General features: G+C 68.2%; 20 protein-coding genes. 10 read left to right on the top strand and 10 right to left on the bottom strand.

Going from position 1 to position 23,483, the window contains the following annotated elements; genetic code table 11:
• Positions 1–69 precede the first annotated feature (69 nt).
• The 7 genes from ACIBK4_RS45805 to ACIBK4_RS45775 all read right to left on the bottom strand — a co-directional run bounded on the left by ACIBK4_RS45805 (position 70) and on the right by ACIBK4_RS45775 (position 10,824).
• The gene (locus ACIBK4_RS45805) at positions 70–2,997 is read right to left on the bottom strand and encodes a glycoside hydrolase family 3 C-terminal domain-containing protein (RefSeq protein WP_399005298.1); all 2,928 of its coding nucleotides are present in this window, start codon (positions 2,995–2,997) and stop codon (positions 70–72) included.
• Positions 2,998–3,055: 58 nt separating this feature from the next.
• Positions 3,056–4,066, bottom strand: a complete 1,011-nt coding sequence (locus ACIBK4_RS45800) for a LacI family DNA-binding transcriptional regulator (protein ID WP_399005296.1) — start codon at positions 4,064–4,066, stop codon at positions 3,056–3,058.
• Positions 4,066–6,324, bottom strand: coding sequence for an alpha-xylosidase (gene yicI / locus ACIBK4_RS45795; protein WP_399005294.1), 2,259 nt, complete (start codon positions 6,322–6,324; stop codon positions 4,066–4,068). Before yicI ends, ACIBK4_RS45800 begins: the two co-directional genes overlap by 1 nt.
• A 16-nt stretch (positions 6,325–6,340) precedes the next feature.
• Positions 6,341–7,165, bottom strand: a complete 825-nt coding sequence (locus tag ACIBK4_RS45790; protein ID WP_399005292.1) for a carbohydrate ABC transporter permease — start codon at positions 7,163–7,165, stop codon at positions 6,341–6,343.
• Entirely contained in the window at positions 7,162–8,130 is a 969-nt protein-coding gene (locus ACIBK4_RS45785) for a carbohydrate ABC transporter permease (protein WP_399005290.1), read from the bottom strand. Before ACIBK4_RS45785 ends, ACIBK4_RS45790 begins: the two co-directional genes overlap by 4 nt.
• Positions 8,127–9,422: an extracellular solute-binding protein gene (locus ACIBK4_RS45780; RefSeq protein WP_399005288.1), complete on the bottom strand. Its 1,296-nt coding sequence runs from the start codon at positions 9,420–9,422 to the stop codon at positions 8,127–8,129. Before ACIBK4_RS45780 ends, ACIBK4_RS45785 begins: the two co-directional genes overlap by 4 nt.
• Before the next feature lie 217 nt (positions 9,423–9,639).
• Complete coding sequence (locus ACIBK4_RS45775; protein ID WP_399005286.1) at positions 9,640–10,824, bottom strand: MFS transporter; 1,185 nt, start codon at positions 10,822–10,824, stop codon at positions 9,640–9,642.
• 83 nt (positions 10,825–10,907) lie between these two features.
• Here ACIBK4_RS45775 and ACIBK4_RS45770 point away from each other — a divergent pair, with 83 nt between their 5' ends.
• From ACIBK4_RS45770 to ACIBK4_RS45755, 4 genes are all read left to right on the top strand, one after another.
• Positions 10,908–11,924, top strand: coding sequence for a LysR family transcriptional regulator (locus tag ACIBK4_RS45770; RefSeq protein ID WP_399005284.1), 1,017 nt, complete (start codon positions 10,908–10,910; stop codon positions 11,922–11,924).
• A 363-nt stretch (positions 11,925–12,287) separates the two neighbouring features.
• On the top strand, positions 12,288–13,211 hold the full coding sequence (locus ACIBK4_RS45765) for a hypothetical protein (RefSeq protein WP_399005282.1): 924 nt from the start codon (positions 12,288–12,290) through the stop codon (positions 13,209–13,211).
• Between the two features lie 257 nt (positions 13,212–13,468).
• Positions 13,469–15,601 (top strand): bifunctional polysaccharide deacetylase/glycosyltransferase family 2 protein, encoded by a 2,133-nt coding sequence (locus ACIBK4_RS45760; RefSeq protein WP_399005392.1) that lies wholly within the window; start codon positions 13,469–13,471, stop codon positions 15,599–15,601.
• Positions 15,598–16,917 (top strand): acyltransferase, encoded by a 1,320-nt coding sequence (locus ACIBK4_RS45755; RefSeq protein WP_399005280.1) that lies wholly within the window; start codon positions 15,598–15,600, stop codon positions 16,915–16,917. The genes ACIBK4_RS45760 and ACIBK4_RS45755 overlap by 4 nt, the downstream gene beginning before the upstream one ends.
• Here the strand turns inward: ACIBK4_RS45755 and ACIBK4_RS45750 are convergent.
• From ACIBK4_RS45750 to ACIBK4_RS45740, 3 genes are read right to left on the bottom strand one after another with little or no spacing between them, the layout of a single operon-like run.
• Entirely contained in the window at positions 16,883–17,080 is a 198-nt protein-coding gene (locus ACIBK4_RS45750) for a DUF397 domain-containing protein (RefSeq protein ID WP_399005278.1), read from the bottom strand. The genes ACIBK4_RS45755 and ACIBK4_RS45750 overlap by 35 nt on opposite strands.
• Before the next feature lie 2 nt (positions 17,081–17,082).
• Complete coding sequence (locus tag ACIBK4_RS45745; RefSeq protein WP_399005276.1) at positions 17,083–17,271, bottom strand: DUF397 domain-containing protein; 189 nt, start codon at positions 17,269–17,271, stop codon at positions 17,083–17,085.
• Between the two features lie 12 nt (positions 17,272–17,283).
• Entirely contained in the window at positions 17,284–18,135 is an 852-nt protein-coding gene (locus ACIBK4_RS45740) for a helix-turn-helix domain-containing protein (RefSeq protein ID WP_399005274.1), read from the bottom strand.
• A gap of 237 nt (positions 18,136–18,372) precedes the next feature.
• Between ACIBK4_RS45740 and ACIBK4_RS45735 the strand changes: the two genes are divergently transcribed.
• The 6 genes from ACIBK4_RS45735 (at position 18,373) to ACIBK4_RS45710 (ending at position 23,295) form a co-directional block, all read left to right on the top strand.
• Positions 18,373–18,831, top strand: coding sequence for an ATP-binding protein (locus tag ACIBK4_RS45735; RefSeq protein WP_399005272.1), 459 nt, complete (start codon positions 18,373–18,375; stop codon positions 18,829–18,831).
• Positions 18,832–18,869: 38 nt separating this feature from the next.
• Complete coding sequence (locus ACIBK4_RS45730; RefSeq protein WP_399005270.1) at positions 18,870–19,307, top strand: DUF4240 domain-containing protein; 438 nt, start codon at positions 18,870–18,872, stop codon at positions 19,305–19,307.
• 207 nt (positions 19,308–19,514) lie between these two features.
• Positions 19,515–20,009, top strand: a complete 495-nt coding sequence (locus tag ACIBK4_RS45725; RefSeq protein WP_399005268.1) for a hypothetical protein — start codon at positions 19,515–19,517, stop codon at positions 20,007–20,009.
• 24 nt (positions 20,010–20,033) lie between these two features.
• Positions 20,034–20,438: a hypothetical protein gene (locus tag ACIBK4_RS45720; protein WP_399005266.1), complete on the top strand. Its 405-nt coding sequence runs from the start codon at positions 20,034–20,036 to the stop codon at positions 20,436–20,438.
• Between the two features lie 198 nt (positions 20,439–20,636).
• Positions 20,637–22,010, top strand: a complete 1,374-nt coding sequence (locus ACIBK4_RS45715) for a nitrate/nitrite transporter (RefSeq protein ID WP_399005264.1) — start codon at positions 20,637–20,639, stop codon at positions 22,008–22,010.
• A 112-nt stretch (positions 22,011–22,122) separates the two neighbouring features.
• Positions 22,123–23,295 carry a uroporphyrinogen-III synthase gene (locus ACIBK4_RS45710; RefSeq protein WP_399005262.1) on the top strand — a complete coding sequence of 391 codons (1,173 nt, stop codon included), beginning with the start codon at positions 22,123–22,125 and terminating at the stop codon, positions 23,293–23,295.
• The last annotated feature ends 188 nt before the right edge of the window (positions 23,296–23,483 follow it).

The following is a 23,483-nucleotide window of genomic DNA, read 5'->3' as shown; positions in this document are numbered from 1 at the left end:
TCCCATGTGGGTAAAGGCCCCGCTGCTTCGGCAGCGGGGCCTTTTTCCTTTCCGTTCGGCGAAGTCGGTTCAGCGGAGCGAGAAGGTCGCCATTCGCAACCCGTCGCTCAGGACCAGATACACGTCCGTACGGCCCTTCGCCGTGCCACCCGACAGGTCGGCGGTCACCGTCTCATAGTCGTACGACGATGCCGTCCCGCCTGCGTGTGCCGTACCGACGAGCTTGCCGGTCGGGGAGCCCAGCCGGACCTCGATCGTGCCGGTGGCCGTTCCTGCGACCCGGGCCGTGAACTTCGTTGCCCCCGCGCCCAGTTGCGTGTCCGCGAATTTCAACCACGCCCCGTCCGCAGCCGCGCCCACCGCCGTACCGCTCGCCTTTGACTCGTCCATGAGGTGAATGCCGGAGTAGTCGTCGAAGTTCTCGGCGCGGGTCGTTCGGGAGAGATTCCGGGGTGGGATGGTCTCGCCGTGGACGCGCCAGGTCGTGCGGGCGCGAATGTCCGCCGACGAGGCTCCGGCCATGACGTCGTACGTGCCGCTTTCCACCGTCCATTTCGAGCGGGTGACGTCCCAGTGGGCGAGGTCCTTCTGCTGGATTTTCAGGCGGACTGTTTTTGTCTCGCCGGGTTTCAGGGAGACCCGCTGAAATGCCTTCAATTGCTTGAGGGGTTCTTTGTCGCGGGATGTGCGCTGATGTGTGTAGAGCTGTACGATCTCGTCGCCGGCCCGCGTGCCCGTGTTCGTCACCGGGAGTTCGTAGCCGCCGGAGACGGGCTTCAGGGTGCCGTAGCGGAAGGTCGTGTACGAGAGGCCGTAGCCGAAGGGGTAGAGCGGGGTGCCCTGGAAGTACTCGTACGTGCGGTCGGACTTGATGATGTCGTAGTCGAGGATCGACGGGAGGTCCGACTCCGCCTGGTACCAGGTCTGGGTGAGGCGGCCGGACGGGTTGACGTCGCCGTAGAGGACGTCGGCGAGGGCGTTGCCCGTTTCCTGGCCCGCGTGGGAGGTCCAGAGGACGGCCGGGACTTCTTTCTGCAGGGCGCCGAGTGTGGTCGGGTAGCTGTTCTCGACCACGACCACTGTCTTCGGGTTGGCCTGGTGGACTGCCTTGACCAGGGCTTCCTGGGAGGGCGCCAGCGCCATGTCCGTTCGGTCGTGGGCCTCGCGGCCGTTGATCGACGGCATGGAGCCGATGACGACGACCGCCGTGTCCTTGCCCTTCACCGCCGCCACCGCGTCGGCGACTCCGCTGCGGACGACGTCCTTTGCGTAGTGCGCGGCCTGGTCCTTGGGGACTAGTCCCAGGGTGCCGTTCGCGTCGGTCGGGCCGAGGTAGAGGGGGTTCGACCACCAGGACTCGGTGGTCTCGTAGCCCGCATACTTCAGCAAGTACGTTCCGTCGTCCTGCTGTTCCAGCTTGAACTGCTGCTGGACGTACCAACCGTTCGGCTGTGTCTGGTCGTTGACGAAGTTCGACCAGTTGTAGCCGACGTATTTGCCGTTGGCGGCTGAGCGCAGGGTGACGATGCCCGAGCCCCAGTCGAAGGCGTCGAACTGGGCTGTTGTTGTGGGGGTGTTGGCGGTCTCCTGCAAGGGTGCGCCGGTGTCGCCTGTGCCCGCCGTGACGTACTTGCCGGTCGCCGTGTCGCGCAGGGCGATGCGGTCGACGCCCTCGCTGGTGGCCACGCTGGTGTTCAGTTTCGCGGCGATGCCCTGCGCGGGGGTGACGGCGTAGGGGAGCGTGCCCGAGTACCAGTCGGTGTAGAGGGTGTCGGCGAGGGGGCCGACCACGGCCACGTTCTTCGCCGAACCGGAGCCCGAACTCCTCAGTGGCAGCGCCCCGTTGTTCTTCAGCAGTACCGTCCCCTCGGCCGCCGCCTTGCGCGCCAGCTGCTGATGCGCGGGACTGTTGATGACGGACGCGTCGATCGAGCCGTACTTGCCGCCGCCCGGGTCGAACTCACCGAGACGGACGCGGACGGAGAGGATGTCCGACACCGCCTTGTCTATGTCCGAGACCTTCAACAAGCCTTGCTGCAAGGCCGAGTTGATCGCTGTCGTCGTCGGGCCGGGGTCGGCGCTGTTGTCCGTGAAGCTGTCGACGCCGGCTTTGAGCGCTGCCGCGTCGCCCTCCGTGACACTCGGGTAGTACTGCTGCGGGGTGACGAGGTTGCCTGGGGCGAAGGCGTCGGTGACGTTCAGCAGGCTCTGGTCGGTCCACTTCCGTACGACGTCGTTCAGGTCCGGATTCACCGTGCTGGGGCGGCCGTTGACGAGGTTGTACGACGTCATCAGGCCCGTCGCCGCATCCGCCTCGATCGCCGGTTTGAAGGCGGCCTCGTCGTACTCCTTCTCCACCCGGGGGCGGAGATCCGAGGACGTGGTGGCGCGGTCGACCTCGTTGTTGTAGGCGAGGTAGTGCTTGAGGGTGGGGGCGGTCTTGAGGTGGTTCGGGTCGCCGCCGGTCAGGCCCTCGCCGTACGCCGTCGAGAGGGCGCCGGTGAGTTCCGGGTCCTCGCTGTAGCCCTCCTCGTTGCGGCCCCAGCGCGGGTCGCGGAGGAGGTTCACCACCGGGGCCCAGAGGTTCAACCCCCAGCCGTCCGGGCGTTGTTGCTGGAAGCCTCTGGCCTCGTCGCCGACCGCCGAGCCGACCTGCTGCATCAGCGCCGGGTCCCAGGTCGAGGCGAGTCCGATGGCCTGTGGGAAGACGGTGGCCTTGCCGAGCCAGGCGACGCCGTGCAGGGCCTCGGTGCCGGTGCGGAAGGACTGGATGCCGAGGCGCGGGATCGCGGGCTCGTACTGGTGGAGGAGGGAGATCTTCTCGTCGAGGGTCAGGCGACCGAGGAGGTCGTCAACGCGCTTGCTCACCGGGAGAGTCGGGTCGCGGAAGGGGTACGGGGTCGTGTCGGCCGTCGCAGGGACCGTCGCTCCCAGGCCGGCGATCAGGGCGAAGGCGACGACGAGCGTGGTTCTGTGTCTTCTTCTCTTGCCTTTCATGTCACGGCTCCTCAAGTAGGGCCTTGCACAAGGGTGTTATGGAACTCGGAGACCGGCCTCAGGGCGCGTTGCGCGGTGCCGTGCTCGCGCGTTCCGTCAGCCGGGGGGCCAGCAGGGTCGCGTCGGGCACGGTCTTGCCGCCCAGCTTCCTCATCAGCAACTCGACCGCCCCGGAGCCGAGTTCGGCGGTCGGCAGCGCGACCGACGTGACCGGGACCCGTACGGACTCGGCGAGTTCGTCGGGGCAGATCGCGGTGATCGACAGATCGCCGGGGACGCGCAGTCCGAGCCGTTCGAAGGCGTCGATGAGGGGTTCCAGGAGGGGTTCGTTGTGGACGACGACCCCGGTCAACGCGGGCTGCTCACGCAGCAGTTGTTCCGCTACGGCGGCCGCGGCGGCCGGTGCCGCCTCGCAGGGGTGGACGGACGAGGCGAGCCCGTTGCGGTCGGCGGCGGCCGTGAAACCCTGAACGACCCGCTGCGCGAAGGCGGTTCCGCGGACGTACACCTCGGGCGGGGAGCCGACGAGGGCGACGACCCGGTGCCCGAGGCCCGCGAGCCGTTCCACGCACAGCTCGCCGGCCGCCTTGAAGTCGAGGTCGATGCAGGTCAGTCCGTCCGCCTCGGCGGGGAAGCCGATCATCACCGACGGCCGGTCCAGGGAACGCAGCAACGGCAGCCGGGGGTCGGCGAGTTGGACGTCCATCACGATCATCGCGTCGACGAGTGCCGTGTCCGCGACCCGGCGCAGCCCCTCCTCGCCCTCCTCCTGGGTGAGCAGCAGGACGTCGTGGTCGTGGCGGCGGGCGGTGGTCACCACCGAGACCGCGAACTGCATGACGACCGGGACGTGGATGCCGGTCCGTAAGGGGATCACCAGGGCCAGGACGTTGGACCGGCTGCTGGCCAGGGCGCGGGCGCCGGCGTGCGGGCGGTAGCCCAGCTCGCGGATGGACGCCTCGACGCGCTGCCGGGTCTCCTCGGAGATCGGGCGCTTGCCGCTCAGGGCGTACGACACGGTGCTGGGGGAGACTCCGGCGTGCCGGGCCACGTCCGTGATCTTCACCATCAGCCCAGCTCCAGGGTCAGGAAGCCGGAGCCCGACTTCGACCGCGAACCGGCGGCCAGCGCCCACGAGTTGGACGGATCCGTGCAGGACGCCCGGAGCGTGTCCCCCTCCCGTACGACGGTGAAGGTCACCTCGCCGACCGCCACCGTCACCTGCGCGCCCCGCTCCAGGGCGTAGGCCCGCAGAGTTACGCCATCGGCGTGGTCGTAGTCCGGCCGGTCGGTCACCGCGCCGACCGGGATCACCGCGCCGGGCCGGACGAGGAGCGGCACGCTGTCGAAGCCGTGCTTCTCGCGCACCCAGCGCGGTCCGGTGACCGTGCGGCCGGTGAGGTAGTGGGTCCAGGTGCCCTCGGGGACGTAGTACGAGACGTCGCCGTCGTCGCTGAACACCGGCGCGACCAGGAGATCCGGGCCGAGCATGTACTGCCGTTCCAGGTGCGCGCACCCCGGGTCGTCCGGGAACTCCAGCACCATCGCGCGCATCATCGGCACACCCTCGGCGGAGGCGGTGCGCGCGGTCTCGTAGAGGTACGGCATGAGGCCAAGCTTCAGGTGGGTGAACTGCCTTAGTACGTCCACGGATTCCTCGTCGAAGAGCCATGGGACGCGGTACGACGAGCTGCCGTGCAGGCGGCTGTGGGAGGACAACAGGCCGAAGGCCAGCCAGCGTTTGAAGAGGGCGGGGGTCGGGGTGCCCTCGAAGCCGCCGATGTCGTGGCTCCAGTAGCCGAAGCCGGAGAGGCCCAGCGAGAGGCCGCCGCGCAGGGACTCGGCCATCGACTCGTACGTCGCCTCGCAGTCGCCGCCCCAGTGAACGGGGTACTTCTGGCTGCCGGTTGTCGCCGAGCGGGCGAAGACGACCGCCTCGCCCTCGCCGCGGTGTTTGCGCAGGACGTCGAAGACCGTGCGGTTGTAGAGGTAGGTGTAGTAGTTGTGCATCCGCTCGGGGTCCGCGCCGTCCGCGTAGGCGACGTCGACCGGGACGCGCTCGCCGAAGTCGGTCTTGAAGCAGTCGACGCCCTGCGCGAGGAGCGCCTCCAGCTTTCCGGCGTACCAGTCGCGGGCGGCCGGGCTGGTGAAGTCGACCAGGGCCATGCCGGGTTGCCACAGGTCCCACTGCCAGACACTGCCGTCCGGCCGGCGCAGCAGATGCCCAAGTGCCTTGCCCTCGGCGAAGAGTGGGGAGCGCTGGGCGATGTACGGGTTGATCCAGACGGAGATGTGGAGCCCTTTGGCCTTGAGCCGGGTGAGCATGCCTTCTGGGTCGGGGAAGACTCTCGGGTCCCACTGGAAGTCGCACCAGTTGAACTCCCGCATCCAGAAACAGTCGAAGTGGAAGACGGAGAGCGGCAGTTCACGCTCCCGCATGCCCTCGATGAACGACGTCACCGTCTCCTCGTCGTACGACGTGGTGAACGACGTCGACAGCCACAGGCCGAACGACCAGGCGGGCGGGAGGGCCGGGCGGCCGGTCAGGGCGCAGTACTTGCGGAGGATGTCCTTCGGGGTCGGGCCGTAGATGACGTAGTACGTCAACTGCTGGCTCTCCACGCTGAATTGGACCCGGGCGACCGCCTCCGAGCCGACCTCGAAGGAGACCTTTCCGGGGTGGTCGACGAAGACGCCGTAGCCCGCGTCGGTCAGGTAGAAGGGGATGTTCTTGTAGGCCTGTTCGGTGGCGGTGCCGCCGTCGGCGTTCCACATGTCGACGACCTGGCCGTTCTTGACGAGCGGGCCGAAGCGTTCGCCAAGTCCGTAGACGGATGTGCCCACTTGGAGCCCGAGCTGTTCGCGGAGGTAGTGGGCGCCGGTCGCGTCACGCATGATGCCCATGCCCTTGGGGCCGCTGCTGGTGAGGGTGCGGCCGTGGGCGAGGAAGTCGACGTGCCAGGGGCCGGTGCGGGCGACTTGGACGGAGAGCGCGCCGGAGGTGAGGGTCGCGTGCTCGTCGTCGTAGGAGGTATGGACCGCGAACTCTTCGGTGTGCACGTCGAATTGGGGGCCGCGTGGCTGCTCGCCCTCGAAGTGGGTGAAGGTGACGCCGATGACGTCGGGCAGCGGGGAGTGGGCGCTGATCGTCACGACCGGTCCCTTCAGCAGGTCGCCGCGGTGGCGGATCGGCATGGTCGGGGCGTGGATCTCCAACGAGCCTCCTCCCGAGGGGGTACCCCCAGGGGCGGTGACATCGAGGACCTCGACCGGGTGGGCGGCGGTGACGCCCTCGCGCAGCAGCCAGTAGCCGTCGGTGAACTTCATGTGGGGGGTCCCCTTACTACTTGACGGCACCCACGGCGATGCCGCGCGTGAGGGTCCGCTGGAAGACGAGGAAGAAGACGATGGCGGGCAACACACCGAGCAGGGCAGCCGCGTTGGTCATCGTGGCGTCCATCAGGCGCTGGCCCTGGAGGACGCCGAGGGCCACCGACACGGTCTGGTTGTCGTTGGAGATCAGCATGACCAGGGGGAGCAGGAACTCGTTCCAGGTCCAGATGAAGAAGAAGACCAGGAGCACGCCGATGGTGGGGCGGCTGACCGGGACCACGATCCGCCACAGCACCTGCCACTTGTTCGCGCCGTCGATCCGGGCGGCCTCCAGGATCTCGCGGGGGAACTGGCCCAGCACGGAGGAGAGAAGATACGTGCCGAACGCCGCCTGGATCACCGTGAAGACGATGATGACGCTCAACCTCGTGTCGTACAGGCCTACTTGCTTGCTCAGGTAGTAGATCGGGTAGACCAGCGCCTCCTGCGGCAGCATGTTGGCGAGGACGAAGAAGGCCAGGACCCACGTGCGGCCCTTGATACGGCCGATGCCGATCGCGTACGCGTTGAGGACGGAGAGGGCGGCGGCGAGGAGGGCCACCGAGCCGCTGATCACAGCCGAGTTGAAGAGTTTCTGGCCGAAGTCGACGCGCTGCCAGAAGTCCTTGAGGCCGTCCAGGTAGAGGCCCTGCGGGAGGCTGAGGGGGCCGTGTTCGGAGTACTCGGCCGGTGACTTCACGGCGTTGACCAGGACGATCAGGAACGGGACGACCATGAAGAGGGCCGCGATGCACAGGGCGATCAGTACGGGGTAGCGGCGCAGGGCGGTCGTCATGCGCGAACTCCTTCCTCGGCGTCCTCCGCGCGGGTCTGGAATTTAAGGAAGGCGAGGGAGAGGACCAGGATGATCACCGTCAACACCGTTGATATCGCGGCTCCGTAGCCGACCTGGGTCTTCTCGAAGAACGTGGTGAAGGAGAAGTAGGAGGGGACGTCGGTCGCGCCGCCGGGCCCGCCCTTCGTGAGCACGTACACCGCGCCGAACACCTTGAGTGCGGCGATCGTGCACCAGGTCAGGACGACGTAGATCTCGGGTCGGATCTGCGGCAGCGTGATGTGCCAGAAGCGGCGCCACCAGCCGGCGCCGTCGAGCTCGGCCGCCTCGTAGAACTGGGGGTCGACGCGTTGCAGGCCGGCCATGAACACCACGAGCGGGAAGCCGAGTTGGACCCAGACCATGACGCCCATGACGCTGTAGAGCGCGATGTCCGGGTCGCCCAGCCAGTCCTGTTGCCAGGAGCCCAACCCCACTGCTTTCAGCAGGGCGTTGAGGGAGCCGTTGTCGGGGGCGAGGATCCAGCTCCAGACGATGCCGGCGACCGCGATCGGGAGCACCTGCGGGAGGTAGAAACAGGCGCGGAGGATCGCGGCGATACGGGTGCCGAAGTGTTTGGCTATGTAGTCGAACAGGGCCGCGGCCAGGACCAGTCCGACGACGGTGGGTATCGCTGCCATCGCCACGACCATGAACAGGCTGTGGCGGAACGACGCCCAGAACTCCGCATCGTCCAGCAGGTCACGGTAGTTGGCGAGGCCCGTCCACTTGGGGTCGCCGACGCCCTGCCAACTCGTGAAGCTCACAGCCGTGTTCATCAGGAAGGGGATGACGATCACGGCTAGGGCGGCGAGGGCGCCGGGGAGGAGGAAGAGGGCGTAAGAGTTACGCGGGCGACGGGCCGGGTGCCGCATGGCGTCACGCTTGTCGAGCACCCGGCCGTCCTTCTCGACGGTGACCGTCATGTCGACGGGACGCCCTTGTCGTACGCCTTCTGCAAGTTGCTGAGGTAGGCGTCCGGCTTCTCGCTGTTCGTGATCAGCTTCTGCGTCTCGGAGACGAGGACGTCGTAGAAGCCGGGGACCGGCCAGTCCGGGTAGAAGGCGAGGCCGTCGCGGGCGGAGACGGTGTTGAAGTTGGCGATGAGTTCCTTGGACTTGGGGTCGGTGATCGCGGAGGTGTCGGCCGCGACCGGGATGCCGCCCTTGTTGCCCATCAGGTTCTGGATCTTCTTCGACAGGGTGATGTCGATGAAGTCGTAGGCGAGTTGCTTGTTCTTGGCGCCCTTGGGGACGACCCAGATGTTGCCGCCGGAGCCGAGGGTGAGGTTCGAGCCGGGCCAGAGGCTTGTGTCCCAGTCGAACTTGGCCTCCGTCTGGAAGCGGCCGTACCACCAGCTGCCGGAGAACAGGATCGGGGCCTTGCCCTGGATCCAGGAGACGCCGGCGTCCTCGGCCTTCGTGGAGCTGGAGGTCTTGGCGATGTAGCCCTTCTTCACCCAGTCGGCGAACGTCGTCGCCGCGTAGGTCCAGGCCGGGTCGTGGAAGTCCGTCTTGCCCTTGTACAGCTCGTACTTGTCGACCCAGGCGCGGTCGGCCTTCGACAGGGCGAGTTGGTAGAGGTACTGCTGGGCGATGTACTCGGCGCCGGCGTTGGCGAGCGGGGTGATGCCCTTCGCCTTGAACTCGCCCAGTGCGGTGGTCAGTTCGTCGAAGGTTTTCGGTTCGGCGATCTTGTACTTCTTGAAGAGGGCCTTGTTGTAATAGACCATCGTGTACTCGCCGTAGTCCGTGACGCCGTACCACTTGCCGGAGCCCATCACCCCGTTGGGGTTGTAGACGTCTGTCGTGCCTACGCTTGCCGGGATCTTCTTGTCCCAGCCGCGCGCCTTTGCCTCGGCGGTGAGGTCGGTGAGCAGGCCTTGTTTGGAGAGCAGGCCTGCCGTCGCGTTGCCCTTGTTGTACTCCATGATGTCCGGGGCGTCCGAGGAGTTGAGGACCATCGGGGCTGTCTTCTGGATCTGCTCGAAGCCCTTCTCCTCGAACTTCACCTTCACGCCCGGGTGTTGGGCCTCGAACTCCTTGATGGCCTCGTTCCAGGCCACGCCCATCGCGCTGTCGGGGCCCTCGTAGTGCCAGAGTTTGAGGGTTTTGCTGTCCGAGGAGCTGCCGTTGTCGCTGCCGCCGCAGGAGGAGAGGAGCAGGGATCCACTCAGGATCACTGCGGCGGCGGTTGCGCGCCTTCGTGCCGTCAACATCCAATGCCTCCAGGGGAGTCGGATGGGATGTCGAATCGATTCGACGAGGAGCGTCGAAGCGCTTCGATGGAGGAAGGTATGTAGGGGCTGTGAGGGCGTCAATGGGTGCGGCAGGGATTGGGGCAAGCGTTTCGATGAGTTTGTGGGTGGGTGCGGGTTCGGTGGGGGCTGGTCGCGCCCACGCGGCGGAGCCGCAAATCGATACAGCCCCGAGCCCCTAGGGGGTTGTCCTGCCCTGAACTCCCACCAGTAGGGCGCTTGTTGCTGCCGCAACCGGTAGCCAGAATGCCGCCGTTGCCGAGGTGTGGTCCGTTGTCCAACCCGCTGCCGCCGAGCCGCATGCGATTCCTGTCAGCAAGGCCGTCACCACCAGGCTCATTCCCTCGTTCAATCTGCCTTCAGGGGCGCGGTGTTGGACGAGCGTCATCGCGGTGATCATCGTCGGGGCCGTTGCCATGCCCGCAAGCAGCAAGGCCACCGCCAGCGCCGTCAGGGAGCCGAACGTGCGAGCCGCCAGCAGGGGGAGTGACATCGAGAGGCTCATGGCCAACAGGCACCACCGCAGGAGGTGTTCCGCGGGGACTCTCGGTTTCAGCCTGCCGTACAGCAGGCCCGCCGCGCAGGAACCGGCTGCCTGGAGTGCCAACACCGCGCCGCCCACTGCCCGGTGACCGGTCGCGTTCGCGTACGCGAGCGTGGCGACCTCCATCGAACCGAACACCGCGCCGGTCGCCATGAAACCGGCGAGGAGGCTAGGGATGCCGGGCGCGCGCCAGGGCGGGCCGCCCTCCGGGACTGGGCTTGTTGGGGGTTCTGTCTTGCGTTGGGCCGTGAAGATCAGGGTGCCTGTCATCAACAGCACGGCCCCCACCAGCGTGCCTGCCTCCGGGAAGAACGTGCCGCAGAGGAAGGCCGCCAGTGCCGGGCCCAGCATGAAGCACAGTTCGTCTGCCGCTTGTTCGAAGGAGTTCGCCGTGTGGAGGGCCTCGGGGTTGTCCGCGAGGAGGTGTGCCCAGCGGGCGCGGGACATGCCGCCGGTGTTGGGGGTTGTCGCGGTGGCCGTGTAGGCGGCGAACAGGGTCCAGTTGGGGGCGCCGTAGTGCACGCAGAGGAGGAGGGCCAGGGAGCCCAGTGCCGCAACCGCCGTTGCTGGTAGGGCCGTTCGGGACTGGCCGTGGCGGTCGGTCAGCCTTGCTATCCATGGGCCCGTCAGCGCCGTCGCCGCCAACCCCGTTGCCGTCACCGCGCCGGCCAGGGCGTACGAACCCCTTGAACCGGCGATCATCACGACCGCGCTCACGCTGAACATGCCTGCGGGGAGGCGGGCGATGAGGTTCCCGGCGGTGAAGGCCCGAGTGCCGGGGATGGTGAACAGGCTGCCGTAGGTGGTGTGTTGGGGCATGCGGTAAGCGTCGGCCGGAGTGGATCACCGGGTCCAACACCTGGTCCGCGTCGATTCACGCACCTGCGTTGTAAGTTCGCCGGATGCCCTCACCGACCCCACTGCCCTCGACGCCTCCGACCCCCTCGACGTCGGCCCACGTGGACCCCCGACTCCTCCGTGCCTTTCTCGTCGTAGCCGAAGAGCTGCACTTCACCCGTGCCGCCGTCCGGCTCTACGTCGCTCAACAGGCGCTCAGTCGTGATGTGCGGCGGTTGGAGCGGGAGTTGGGGGTCGAGCTGTTTGTGCGGACCACTCGGCAGGTGACGTTGACGGCGGACGGTGAGCGGCTGGTGCCGTATGCGCGGCGGGTGCTCGGGGCGCAGGAGGAGTTGCTTGCCGCGTTTCGGGCGGAGTTGGCCCGGCCTCTCCTTGTCGATCTCAACTCGCCGGGCGTCCTCACCGGGCGTCGCGTGCTGCACCGGGCCCGTGAACTCGCCCCGGAGCACGAGCTGATGGCCCGCTATGAGAGTGGACTGGCCGGTGCAGCAAGGGAGTTGATGGCCGGGCGGCTCGACGTGTCGTTCGGGCGGTTCGGCGGGTTGGAGGCGGGGGTGCGGGCCGGGCTCGATCATCAACTGGTGCGGTTCGAGCCGATGGCGGTTCTGTTGCCGGAGGGGCATCGGTTGGCGTCGCTCGATGCGGTGCCTGTCGACGCGCTCGCGGGGGAGGTCGTGTACGCCGGGGCCGGGAATCCGCGTACCTCTGAATGGACGGATCTCGCGCGGCAGTTGTTCGACGGGCGTGACATCGATGTTGCCGCGCCCGCGCCCATGGCCGTAGGCGAAGAGGAGTTCGAGCGGGTGATGGCGAAGACGGGGACGCCGGTTCTTGCCGTGGTGGATTTTCCGGCCATGCCCGGGGCGGTGCTGCGGCCGTTGGTGGAGCCGGTGCCGTTGTCCGCCGTGTCGCTCGTGTGGCGAAAGGGGCTGGTGCACCCCGGATTCGATGCGCTTCGACGTGCTGCGGTGGAGATCGGCAGGGCCGATGGGTGGCTGCGTCGGCCGGTGAACGGATGGATTCCGGCCATCGACGTGGACATGCTAAAAAGGAGAAAATGACGCATCACGCCACACAAAGAGCCCCCTGTGCGCTACCTTCAGGGCCTGAGCACGGTGTGGTAAGGGGGGCGCGAGGACCGGGTGGGGGCCCGGTTCGGCGGCGTGTGCTCAGGGTCGTTTGCGCACCCGGAACAGTCCCGTGGGGGGATGTGCGTGCGCATGGAAAAGTGGCGAGAAGACGCCCAACCGGAATGGCCCCAAGCTGCATCCGCGACCAGAGACGTACCGGTCATAGGCGGAGAGGCCGAGGGTGCGTTTCCGGACACTGAAGCGACCGGAACGGCCGGAGAGACCAGAGGAACCAGAGGACCAGAAATTCTGGAGGGCGGCCGGCATGCCGCCAAGGTCGGTCGAAATATCGGCATGGACGGTCGGCATGGCGGCACGGATGGTCGGCATGCGGGCAAGGACAGCCGTCGTACGGCCAAGGACGGTCGTCGTATACGGACCGGGTGGCCCGAGCCGCCCGCCGGCAAGGACGTGAAGGACGGATCCGCCGTCGGCGCGGGAATCCTCGCCGATCCCTGGGGCGCGCCGGTGGAAGCAGCGGTCGGTGCGGCCGATCCCGACGAGGTGACCGTTCAGCTCGACGGGCCCGCACCGCTGGGGGAAGCCGGGGGCAAGCCCGGTGCCGGTGGCGACGGGTCCGATCGGCCCGTCTTCGTCGACGAGTCCGGGCGTCGTAGCCGTAGGTACCGGCGGTTCGGTATGGCCGTCGGGATCGCGTGCGCCGTGTATGCCGTCGTCATCGTGATCACGTTGCTGTCCGGGAGTTCGGACGCGCCGTGGCTGCCGGTGCCGGGGCAGAAGGACGACGCGCCCGCGGGCAAGGTCGACACCTCGCCGGTGCCCGCCGAGTCGGGGCACCCGTCCGGGGGCAGCGGCAGTGTGGCGCCGGGGAACATTCCGACCGCGAGTGACGGTACGACGCCGTCGCCGGGTGTGAGTGCGAGCGGGGCGACCGGTGCGTCCGCCAAGCCCGGCAGTAAGGCGAGTGCGTCCGTGTCGCCGGGGGTGTCCGCCAGCAAGAGCGCTTCGGCGCCGACGGGGGGCGGCGCGAGCAATCCGGTCGTGCAGCCCTCGCGGTCCTCGGCCCCGCCGTCGGCCGATCCGTCCCCGTCCACCAGCGTGAGCGCGCCGGTTGATACGACGCCGAGCCCGAGCGCTACGACGGGCACCGGCACGGTCGCCGACGCGCCGAGCACCCCGTCGCCCGTGGCGCAGGGGCCGGCCGCTCCTTCCGAACCGGCGCCGGCCCCGTCCAAGACCCCGGAGCACATTCTCTGATGGCATCGCACAACCGCCGCCCCAAGGCCACGCACCAGGCCCCGGGCGGTCGTCATGGAGCAACTCCGGCAAGTCCGGCAGGTTCAGCAACTCCGGCGGGCTCAGCAACTCCGGCCGCCCTGAAGGGATTTGGGCCCGGCGCCGGGAAGGGGGAGAAGCCGGGTGCCAGGAAGGCAGAGAAGCCGGGTGCCCGGAAGAGGGAGAAGCCCGGTGCCGAGCGCCGCGCCTCCCGTGATCCCCGGCGGCGGCGCCTCTCCATGCGGTTCCTGCTGCCGATGCTGCTTCTCGTCGCGCTGCTCGCGATGCTGATGCTGCGCGGCTACGTCCACAGCGAGATCCTCGCCGACCACCGCATCCGCCCCGAGGCGGCGACCAACAAGGTGCCGGACAAGATCCTCGACGGCGGCCCGGTCATCGACACCCGCAGCGGCCGTACGACGAGCCTGGACGTTCCGGACCACGACATCGTGCTGACGTTCGACGACGGCCCCGATCCGACCTGGACGCCCAAGGTCCTGGACGTGCTGAAGAAGCATCACGCGCACGGCGTCTTCTTCGTCACCGGCACCATGACCTCGCGCTACCCGGAGCTGGTCAAACGCATCGTGGCGGAGGGCAACGAGGTCGGCGTGCACACGTTCAGCCACCCCGACCTCTCCTTCCAGTCCAAGAAGCGCATCGACTGGGAGCTGTCGCAGACGCAGCTGGCGATCACCGGCGCGGCGGGCATCCGTACATCGCTCTTCCGGCCGCCGTACTCGTCCTCCGCCGACGCGATGGACAACCTGTCCTGGCCGGTGACCCAGTACATCGGCACCCGCGGCTACATCACCGCCGTCAACAACACGGACAGCGAGGACTGGCAGAAGCCCGGCGTCGCGAAGATCATCAGCAATGCCACCCCGCGCGGCGGCAAGGGCGCGATCGTCCTCATGCACGACTCCGGCGGCGACCGCCACCAGACGGTCGAGGCGCTGGACAAGTTCCTGCCGGAAATGCAGGCCAAGGGCTACAAGTTCGACAACCTCACCGAGGCCCTGGGCGCGCCCAGCGCGCTCACCCCGGTGACCGGCGTCAACCTCTGGAAGGGCAAGGCGTGGATCTTCCTGGTCCAGGCCGCGGACGACATCACGGGCGTCCTGGTGGTGGGCCTAGCGATCACCGGCTCGCTCGTCATCGCCCGCTTCGCGCTGATGCTCCTGCTCTCCGGCATCCACGCCCGCCGGGTGCGCCGCAAGAACTTCGCCTGGGGCCCACCGGTGACGGAACCGGTCTCGGTCCTGGTCCCGGCGTACAACGAGGCCAAGTGCATTGAGAACACGGTCCGTTCACTCATGGCGAGCGAGCATCCGGTCGAGGTGATCGTCATCGACGACGGCTCGGCGGACGGTACGGCGAGAATCGTCGAGGCGATGTTCCTGCCGAACGTCCGGGTCGTACGCCAGGTCAACGCGGGCAAGCCGGCCGCCCTCAACCGCGGTCTGGCGAACGCGAGTTACGACCTCGTCGTCATGATGGACGGCGACACGGTCTTCGAACCGGCCACCGTACGGGAGTTGGTCCAGCCCTTCGGCGACCCGCGCGTAGGCGCGGTGGCCGGCAACGCCAAGGTGGGCAACCGGGATTCCCTCATCGGCGCCTGGCAGCACATCGAGTACGTGATGGGCTTCAACCTCGACCGCCGTATGTACGACATCCTCCGCTGCATGCCGACGATCCCGGGCGCCGTGGGGGCCTTCAGGAGAAGCGCGTTGGAGCGGGTCGGCGGCATGAGCGACGACACGCTCGCCGAGGACACCGACATCACGATGGCGATGCACCGGGACGGCTGGCGCGTCGTCTACGCCGAGAAGGCGCGGGCGTGGACGGAAGCCCCGGAGACGGTCCAGCAGTTGTGGTCCCAGCGCTACCGCTGGTCCTACGGCACGATGCAGGCGATCTGGAAGCACCGGGGTGCGCTGCTGGACCGGGGCCCGTCCGGCCGCTTCGGCAGGGTGGGCCTCCCGTTGGTGGCCCTCTTCATGGTGATCGCCCCGATCCTGGCCCCGCTGATCGACGTATTCCTGCTCTACGGCCTGGTGTTCGGGCCGACGGAGAAGACATTCCTGGCCTGGCTGGGCGTGTTGGCGATCCAGGCGTTCTGCGCGGCCTACGCCTTCCGCCTCGACCGCGAACGCATGACCCACCTCGTCTCCCTGCCCCTGCAACAGATCCTCTACCGCCAACTCATGTACGTCGTCCTGCTCCAGTCCTGGATCACCGCGCTCACCGGAGGCCGCCTGCGCTGGCAGAAGCTGCGGCGGACGGGGGTTGTGGGGACGCCCGGGGGTGCGGTGCCGGGGGCGCGCAGCGGTAGCGGTAGCAGTACTGACCGGAGGACTGTGGCATGACGCACGGATATACGACCGGGGCGGGTACGAGCCCGGAACCGGGGTCGGGGTCGGGGTCATGGCCGGGGTCGGATCCCGAGTCGACGCCGGCGTACGGCATTCCCCAACAACGGCAGCAGGAACCGGAGTTGGCGCCGGAGTCGGCACCGGCGAAGGGAAAGGGCAAGGGCGGCGGCCGGGACCGTTACCTCGACCTCCTCCGCTCGATCGCCCTGGTCCGGGTCGTCGTCTACCACCTCTTCGGCTGGGCGTGGCTGTCGGTGCTGTTCCCTTCCATGGGTGTGATGTTCGCCCTGGCGGGTTCGCTGATGGCCCGCTCCCTGAACCGTCCCGCGCTGGGTGTGATCAAGGGTCGGCTACGGCGACTGCTGCCCCCGCTCTGGGCGTTCAGCGCGCTGGTGCTGGTGATGATGTTCGGGATGGGCTGGAACCCGCTCAAGGACCCTGATCTGGGCGGCACTTGGTGGGGTGCGGCGAAGGTCTTCGACTACATCGTGCCGTTCGGCGCGCCGCCGTATCCCGAGCATCTGGGTTCGGAGTCGGGCCTGTTGGAGAGCACGTGGGCGGACCAGGCGGCGGGCCCGTTGTGGTACTTGCGGGCGTATCTGTGGTTCGTGATCGCGTCGCCGTTGTTGTTGTGGGCGTTCAGGAGGGTCCCCTGGGCAACGCTGCTGGCACCCTTGGCGTTGACGGCAGTTGTGGGCACGGGCTTGGTCACGATCCCCGGCGAGACGGGCAACGCGGTCTCCGACTTCGCGGTGTACGGCGGCTGTTGGGTCCTGGGCTTCGCGCACCACGAGGGCGTACTGAAGAAGGTCCCGCGTTACCTCGCGGTGTCGGGCGCGACCGTGATCATGGGCTTCGGGTTGTGGTGGGCGTCGGGTCATCTCGGCCCGGACGGCTGGGACTTGAACGACATCCCACTGGCCCAGGCGCTCTGGTCCTTCGGCATCGTGGTGATCCTGCTCCAGTACGCACCGTCGTGGCAGTCATTGCCGGGCCGGTTGGCGAAGTGGGACAAGCTGGTCACGCTCTCCAACAACCGTGCCGTCACGATCTACTTGTGGCACAACCTCCTCATCATGGCCACGGTCCCGATCATCGACCAGCTGTACAACCTGCCCTTCATGGAGAGCGACGCGGCGACGTCGTTGCTCGACAAGGCGGACACGTTCCTGATGTTCCTGCTGATCTGGCCGCTGATTGCCCTGGCGATCCTTGCGTTCGGGTGGATCGAGGACATCGCCGCCAAGCGGAGTCCGCGGTTGTGGCCCAACGGGGTTAGTCGTGGGGCGAGTCGGCGGAAGGGGGCTTGAGGGTGTCGATGAGGTGCCGGAAGCCTTCGGCTGTCGTGGCGAGGATGCTGTCCGGGATGTCGCTTTCGCGGAGGCGGACGGTGCCTGTGGGGTTGGCAGACACGTAGACGCAGTTGGAGCCGTCACCGCTGAAGGTGGACTTCCGCCAAGGGTGGTTGGGCATGGTCAAGCTGCTCGTTGGGCGGACTTGAGGGCGTCGATCAGGCGCCGTAGGCCGTCGGTTGTGGTGGTGAGGATGGTGTCGGGGGTGTCGCTTTCGCGGAGGCGGATGGCACCGGCGGGGCCCTGGGCGACGTAGACGCAGTTGGAGGCGTCGGGGCTGTAAGTGGACTTCTGCCAGACGGGGTTGGGCATCGTTCGGCTCTCTCAGGTGTCTTGGCTGATGCGGTGGATGAGGTCGCGAGACGCTTCGGGCTTCAAGGCGTTCTCCTCCATCCGGTCGATGACGTGCCGGTACTTGTCCAACTGCGAGGCGGCGTCGAGGAATTCGCACCCGTGGTGGGCGTCCAACTGGACTGTGTCGAGCTGAGGGACCGCGCCCATGAGGTAGTCGATGGGTTGTCCCGTTCCGGGGAAGGAGCCTTTCCCGAACGGGATGATCCGCACGGTGACGTGGTCCAGTTCGCTCATGTCCAGCAGGTGTTGGAGTTGGCCGCGGACCGTGGCGGGGCCGCCGTATCCCATGTGCAGGGCCGCCTCGTGGATCACCGCCGCGTAAGGGGGCGGAGTTTCGCGGTAGAGGATGCCCTGTCGTTTGATGCGATGGCTCACCCGGTGCTCGATCTCGTGCTGACGCAGGGGCGGCACCGCCTCCTTGGAGAGGGCCCGGGCGTGCTCGGTGGTCTGCAGCAGAGCGGGGATGTGGACGACCAGCCCTACGCGCAACGCCGTTGCGTGGTGCTCCAGTTCGGCGAGATCGATGAGGCCGGCGGGTAGGTTGTCGCGGTACTCCTCCCACCAGCCGCGTGAACGCTTGCCCGTCATCTCCGCCAGCGCGTCGATCAGTTGATCGTCGAAGCAGTCGTACGAGCGCGTCATGCTGCGGACGCGGTCGGCGCTGAGCGCGCTGCGGCCGGTCTCGATCATGCTTACCCGACCCTGGTTGACGCCCAGGCGGGCGGCGGCCTGAGTGACGTTGAGCCCGGCCCGCTCGCGGAGTTTGCGCAGCTCGGTGCCGAGTCGCCGTTGGCGCAGGGTGGGGTTGTTGGTGGGCGGCAAGGCACCTCCTCTTCGGGCCGCGACGCGGCGCGCGTGTAACTCACACGAGGTAATTACAGGTACATCTCTTAGGTTCGGGAGATTTATCTCCCACTCGGTCCTACTGTAGAGCCCGTACCGCCGCCCAACTGCCCCCGCCCATAAGCCGGAAGCGCACCGAACCCCCGGCACTGCCACCGCCCGGCGCAGCCGTTGAGCGTGCCCGAGTCCACGCATCCACCCCCTCCCGGAGCCTTCATGGTCACCGTATCCCCGCCCGCCACCTGGGTGTACGCCCTCCGCCTACCCCATGACCCCCGAGCCGCACGCGTCGCACGTATGACCGTACGGGCCGCCCTCCACGGGCACGGGATGTCCGAAGTCCTGGACGTGGTCGAGCTGTTGACCTCCGAACTCGTCACCAACGCCTACCGGCACACACACGGCCCCGCGTCCCTACGCCTCACCGCCCTCGGCGACGGCCGGCTCCGCGTCGGCGTCTGGGACTCGAACCCCCACGTCCCCGCCCCCTTCGACATGCGGCCCGGCGAAAAACTCCCGCCCGCCCCACCCGACGCCGACAGCGGCCGCGGGCTCCACCTCATCCAGGCGTACGCCACCTCCTGGGGCGGCCTGCCGATCGGTGACGGCGGGGTGATGGACCGGGGTGCGGGGAAGGTGCTGTGGTTCGAGGTGGGCGGGGCCCGTTCCAGGTGAGGGAGGTCGCTGTCAGAGGTCTCCGCCATGCTCTGCGCATGAACGAGGACACCTTCTGGCGGCTCATCGACGACTGCACCCCACCCACACCCGACCCGGACGCCGAACAACTGGCCGCGACATTGACCCACCGTCTCTCCACCGGGCCACTGGCAACGGTCGTCGGTTTCGCCGAACAACTCTCCTGGGCCCTCTACCGACTGGACCGCAGGGAGTACGGGAACAGGAACGGCCTGTCGGGCGACAGCTTTCTCTACACCCGCGCGGCCGTCGTCGCCGCCGGCCGTGAAGCCCACGAAGCCACGCTCCGCGATCCCCGGCTGTTCACTCCCTACGTCGAAGACCTCATCTGGGCAGAGAGCCTGCTCTACGTGCCGGACAAGGCATACGGCCGTATCACGGGTGAGGAGTGGGATCGCGGCACGCGCTACTCCTACGAGTCCTACTCGAACACCGAGGGATGGGCTGCCGCGTAGTCCCATCGGCCGCCACCGCTTCCGCCCAGTTCGTGGGGCAGGAGACGGCTTCCCTGTGGCCGCGCGGCTGGTCGGTATTAGCGCCTTCCTGGCGTCCGCCCCGGAACCTGCCGAGCCCCGGAGAGCCTCCTCCCGTACGGCAACAAGTACTGATCTTGAGTCCAGTTCCCAGTTCCGGGCTCAAGGACGAACGGGGGAAGGTCGAACATGCCCGACACGAAGTGCGGAACATTCCTGCTCTGCTCCGCCGTCGGTGCCTCGCTGGTGATGGCCGGGATGACACCTGCCAGCGCGGACTCCGCGCACGGCGCCGACTCCGCGATCAAGGCCGACTCCGCAACCGGCGCCGATTCCGTACACCGCCTCGAATCCGGCGACAACATCGGGGAGTTGATCTCCATACCGGCCGGCGAGAGCACCGCGGCCACCTACGCGCGGGTGACGCGCCGCGCGGCGGAGATCAACGCGCGCACGACGGCCGACAAGAAGTGCACGGGCGTCTGGAAGCACAGTGTCGCCAACGTCGACTGGGACCGCACGCCCGCTGGCACCGTCCGCTGGAGCTTCAGGCTGACCGCCACGGCACGTGCCAACCTGGGCGCGGCCGTGACCGTCACCATGCCCAACGCCTGGGTGAACAACCACGCCATCAACCCGCCCTACGGCCCGCACTCCAAGGCGAGTACGAAGGGCACGACCTGAGCCAGGGGCCGACGGGAGCACACGATGGCACAAGGCAAACGCAAGGGTGCGGGCGACACCGCCCAGAGCTTCACTGTCCTGAACGGCCGGCACGAACTGGCGGTCCGTCGCCTCACCGCGACCGCGGAACGGGTTGAAGTCGCGTACCGCATCACGCCCGCCCTGCCCGAAAGGTGGCGGGACAATCCGGATGGATCACTCGATGCGGCAGGGCCGCCGGTCTTCTTCTCCGTCGAGGGAGTCGACGACCTCGGGCGTGAATACCTGGACGGCGGAGGCGCGTTCGGGACCGACCCGGAAGGCGGGTTCACCGACGGCTCACTCAGTCTGGAACCCGGCCCCGCTCCCGAAGCCCGGTCCCTGACCCTGACCCTGATGCTGACCTGTGGTGACGTACAGAGCACCCACCAGTTGACGATGCCTCTCTGAGGCCCGGCGCGGAAGAGCTGGGCACCGCTGTCGGTCCGCTCAGGCCGGCGGTGCCCCGTTCTTCCTCACCGCGCCCACCCCCCGCCCGTGAGAGCAACGTTCCCTTCCGGTCACCCACAGCCACAGCGCGGAAACCAGCCCTCCCTACCTTCGGGATGCATCACTGCTCGTTGACCCGTAGTGCATCGTGGAGGCGTCATGACAGCCCCGGCCCCAACTCCCGCCCCCGGCAAGTGGATCGAGCACTGGGACCCGGAGGACGAGACCTTCTGGCAGGAGACCGGTGAGAAGGTCGCCCGCCGCAACCTCGTCTTCTCCGTGCTCTCCGAGCACATCGGCTTCTCGATCTGGACCCTGTGGTCCGTCCTGGTGCTCTTCATGGGCCCGGAGTACGGGCTGACGCCGGCCGACAAGTTCCTGCTGACGTCGATGGTCACGCTCGTCGGCGCGGTCGTCCGGGTGCCGTACACCTTCGCGGTCGCCGTGTTCGGCGGGCGGAACTGGACGATCATCTCCGCGAGCCTGCTGCTCATCCCCACCATCGCCGCGTTCGTCGTGATGAAGCCGGGGACGTCCTTCGACACCTTCCTCTGGATCGGCCTGCTGGCCGGCATCGGCGGCGGCAACTTCGCCTCCTCCATGACCAACATCAACGCCTTCTTCCCGTTGCGGAAGAAGGGGTGGGCGCTGGGGCTGAACGCCGGGGGCGGCAACATCGGCGTGCCCGTGATCCAGCTGGTCGCCCTCGCGATCATCGGCGCCAGTGGCGGACCGCGCGTGCTGCTCGGGATCTACATACCGCTCATCCTCGTCGCCGCCGTCCTCGCCGCCCTCTTCATGGACAACCTCACCTCCGTGAAGAACGACACCGGCGCCGCCAAGGACGCCGCGCGGGACTGGCACACCTGGATCATGGCGTTCCTGTACATCGGCACGTTCGGGTCGTTCATCGGGTACGCGTTCGCGTTCGGGCAGGTGCTTCAGGTCCAGTTCGGCCGTACGCCGTTGCAGGCCGCGAATCTCACCTTCATCGGCCCGCTGCTCGGCTCGCTGATCCGGCCCGTCGGCGGATGGCTCGCCGACCGCTACGGCGGCGCCCGGATCACCCTGTGGAACTTCGTCGCCATGGCCGCCGCGACCGCGATCCTGGTGGTCGCCAGCATGCAGAAGTCACTGCCGCTGTTCGTCACCGTGTTCGTCGTCCTGTTCGTGCTCAGCGGGCTCGGCAACGGGTCGACGTACAAGATGATCCCCGGCATCTTCCAGACCAAGGCCCTCGCGAAGGGGCTCGAAGGGGACGAGGCCGCCGCTTACGGGCGTCGGCTCTCCGGTGCCTCCATGGGGCTCATCGGAGCCGTGGGCGCGCTCGGCGGGGTCGGCATCAACCTCGCCTTCCGGCAGTCGTTCCTGTCCTCCGGCTCGGGGACCGGCGCGTTCGTCGCCTTCCTTGTCTTCTACGGCCTCTGCTTCGGCGTGACGTGGGCCGTATACCTTCGCCGCCCTACCGCCCAGGCTCAGGCCAAAGCTTCCGCATCGGAGGCGAAGCCGCAGCTCAGCTATGCCGAGGTGTGACGTAACACCGGCGACATAAAGCCGAACCGAGCCTGTCACGCGCCGTTGACAGGCTCGTTCGGCATGTAGGCCCTGCATCATCGCGTGTACGACGACATTCGGGACGAGACCCATGCACGAGGAACAGCAGCGACCGGATCGCACGGAGCACCGCGCGGAACACGGACCCCTCTCGGGGTTCACCGTGGGCGTCACCGCCGCGCGCCGCGCCGACGAGCTGGGGGCACTGCTCCAGCGGCGCGGCGCGGTGGTCGTGCACGCGCCCGCGCTGCGGATCGTGCCGCTCGCCGACGACAGTGAACTGCTCGCCGCGACCAAGGAGTTGATCGACCAGGCGCCGGACGTGGTGGTGGCCACGACCGCCATCGGGTTCCGGGGGTGGATCGAGGCCGCCGACGGGTGGGGGCTCGGGGAGGCGCTCCTCGACCGGTTGCGCGGGGTGGAACTGCTCGCGCGCGGACCCAAGGTCAAAGGAGCGGTGCGCGCCGCAGGGCTGACCGAGGAGTGGTCCCCGTCCTCCGAGTCCATGGCGGAGGTGCTCGACCGGCTCCTGGAGGAGGGCGTCGAGGGCCGCCGGGTCGCGATCCAGCTGCACGGCGAACCCCTGCCCGGGTTCGTGGAATCACTGCGGGCGGGCGGCGCGGACGTCGTCGTCGTTCCCGTGTACCGGTGGATGCCGCCCGAGGACATCGCCCCGCTGGACCGGCTCCTGGACGCCACGGTCTCCCGGGGCCTGGACGCGCTGACGTTCACCAGCGCACCGGCCGCCGCGTCGCTGCTGTCCCGCGCCGAGACGCGCGGCCTGTTGCCCGAACTCCTCGCCGCCCTGCACCACGACGTCCTCCCGGCCTGCGTCGGCCCCGTCACCGCGCTCCCCCTCCAGAACCACGGCATCACCACGGTCCAGCCCGAACGCTTCCGCCTCGGCCCCCTCGTCCAACTCCTCTGCCAGGAACTCCCCGCCCGCGCCCGCACGTTGCCCGTCGCGGGCCACCGGGTGGAGATCCGCGGCCACGCGGTCCTGGTCGACGGCGCGCTACGACCCGTCCCGCCGGCCGGCATGTCCTTGCTCAGGGCCCTGTCCCGCCGCCCGGGCTGGGTCGTCGCCCGCGCGGAACTCCTCCGCGCCCTCCCCGGCGCCGGCCGCGACGAGCACGCCGTGGAGACAGCGATGGCCCGGCTCCGTACGGCACTTGGATCTCCGAAGCTGATCCAGACGGTGGTGAAACGGGGGTACCGGCTGGCGCTGGACCCGGCGGCCGACTCCAAGTACTCCGACGCGTGAACCGGCGTTGAGGCGGACGTAGCCGGGGGCTGCGCCCCCAGACCCCCATCGGCCCCGAAAGGGCCTCGTCCTCAAACTCCCCCAGAGGGGGCCCCAACGGGCTGGATCGTGCCGCCCCGCATCAAAAGTCGCCCTGCGCCCAAGCTCCGAGGGGTTACGGCCACGCGAGCGGGCAGGCACTGTAGAGA

Origin of the sequence: Streptomyces sp. NPDC050528, assembly GCF_044457795.1 — a bacterium.
Lineage (GTDB): Bacteria > Actinomycetota > Actinomycetes > Streptomycetales > Streptomycetaceae > Streptomyces.
This window is presented reverse-complemented; position numbering and strand designations above follow the sequence as displayed.

What these genes read in the sequence shown, in the direction of transcription:
- ACIBK4_RS45730 (WP_399005270.1), top strand. Translation starts at nt 18,870, where the DNA reads ATGAACGAGGACACCTTCTGGCGGCTCATCGACGACTGCACCCCACCC.
- ACIBK4_RS45775 (WP_399005286.1), bottom strand. Translation starts at nt 10,824, where the DNA reads ATGCCCCAACACACCACCTACGGCAGCCTGTTCACCATCCCCGGCACT.
- ACIBK4_RS45735 (WP_399005272.1), top strand. Translation starts at nt 18,373, where the DNA reads ATGGTCACCGTATCCCCGCCCGCCACCTGGGTGTACGCCCTCCGCCTA.
- ACIBK4_RS45710 (WP_399005262.1), top strand. Translation starts at nt 22,123, where the DNA reads ATGCACGAGGAACAGCAGCGACCGGATCGCACGGAGCACCGCGCGGAA.
- ACIBK4_RS45780 (WP_399005288.1), bottom strand. Translation starts at nt 9,422, where the DNA reads ATGTTGACGGCACGAAGGCGCGCAACCGCCGCCGCAGTGATCCTGAGT.
- ACIBK4_RS45720 (WP_399005266.1), top strand. Translation starts at nt 20,034, where the DNA reads ATGGCACAAGGCAAACGCAAGGGTGCGGGCGACACCGCCCAGAGCTTC.
- yicI (WP_399005294.1), bottom strand. Translation starts at nt 6,324, where the DNA reads ATGAAGTTCACCGACGGCTACTGGCTGCTGCGCGAGGGCGTCACCGCC.
- ACIBK4_RS45715 (WP_399005264.1), top strand. Translation starts at nt 20,637, where the DNA reads ATGACAGCCCCGGCCCCAACTCCCGCCCCCGGCAAGTGGATCGAGCAC.
- ACIBK4_RS45745 (WP_399005276.1), bottom strand. Translation starts at nt 17,271, where the DNA reads ATGCCCAACCCCGTCTGGCAGAAGTCCACTTACAGCCCCGACGCCTCC.
- ACIBK4_RS45805 (WP_399005298.1), bottom strand. Translation starts at nt 2,997, where the DNA reads ATGAAAGGCAAGAGAAGAAGACACAGAACCACGCTCGTCGTCGCCTTC.
- ACIBK4_RS45755 (WP_399005280.1), top strand. Translation starts at nt 15,598, where the DNA reads ATGACGCACGGATATACGACCGGGGCGGGTACGAGCCCGGAACCGGGG.
- ACIBK4_RS45760 (WP_399005392.1), top strand. Translation starts at nt 13,469, where the DNA reads ATGCGGTTCCTGCTGCCGATGCTGCTTCTCGTCGCGCTGCTCGCGATG.
- ACIBK4_RS45770 (WP_399005284.1), top strand. Translation starts at nt 10,908, where the DNA reads ATGCCCTCACCGACCCCACTGCCCTCGACGCCTCCGACCCCCTCGACG.
- ACIBK4_RS45785 (WP_399005290.1), bottom strand. Translation starts at nt 8,130, where the DNA reads ATGACGGTCACCGTCGAGAAGGACGGCCGGGTGCTCGACAAGCGTGAC.
- ACIBK4_RS45800 (WP_399005296.1), bottom strand. Translation starts at nt 4,066, where the DNA reads ATGGTGAAGATCACGGACGTGGCCCGGCACGCCGGAGTCTCCCCCAGC.
- ACIBK4_RS45725 (WP_399005268.1), top strand. Translation starts at nt 19,515, where the DNA reads ATGCCCGACACGAAGTGCGGAACATTCCTGCTCTGCTCCGCCGTCGGT.
- ACIBK4_RS45765 (WP_399005282.1), top strand. Translation starts at nt 12,288, where the DNA reads ATGGACGGTCGGCATGGCGGCACGGATGGTCGGCATGCGGGCAAGGAC.
- ACIBK4_RS45790 (WP_399005292.1), bottom strand. Translation starts at nt 7,165, where the DNA reads ATGACGACCGCCCTGCGCCGCTACCCCGTACTGATCGCCCTGTGCATC.
- ACIBK4_RS45750 (WP_399005278.1), bottom strand. Translation starts at nt 17,080, where the DNA reads ATGCCCAACCACCCTTGGCGGAAGTCCACCTTCAGCGGTGACGGCTCC.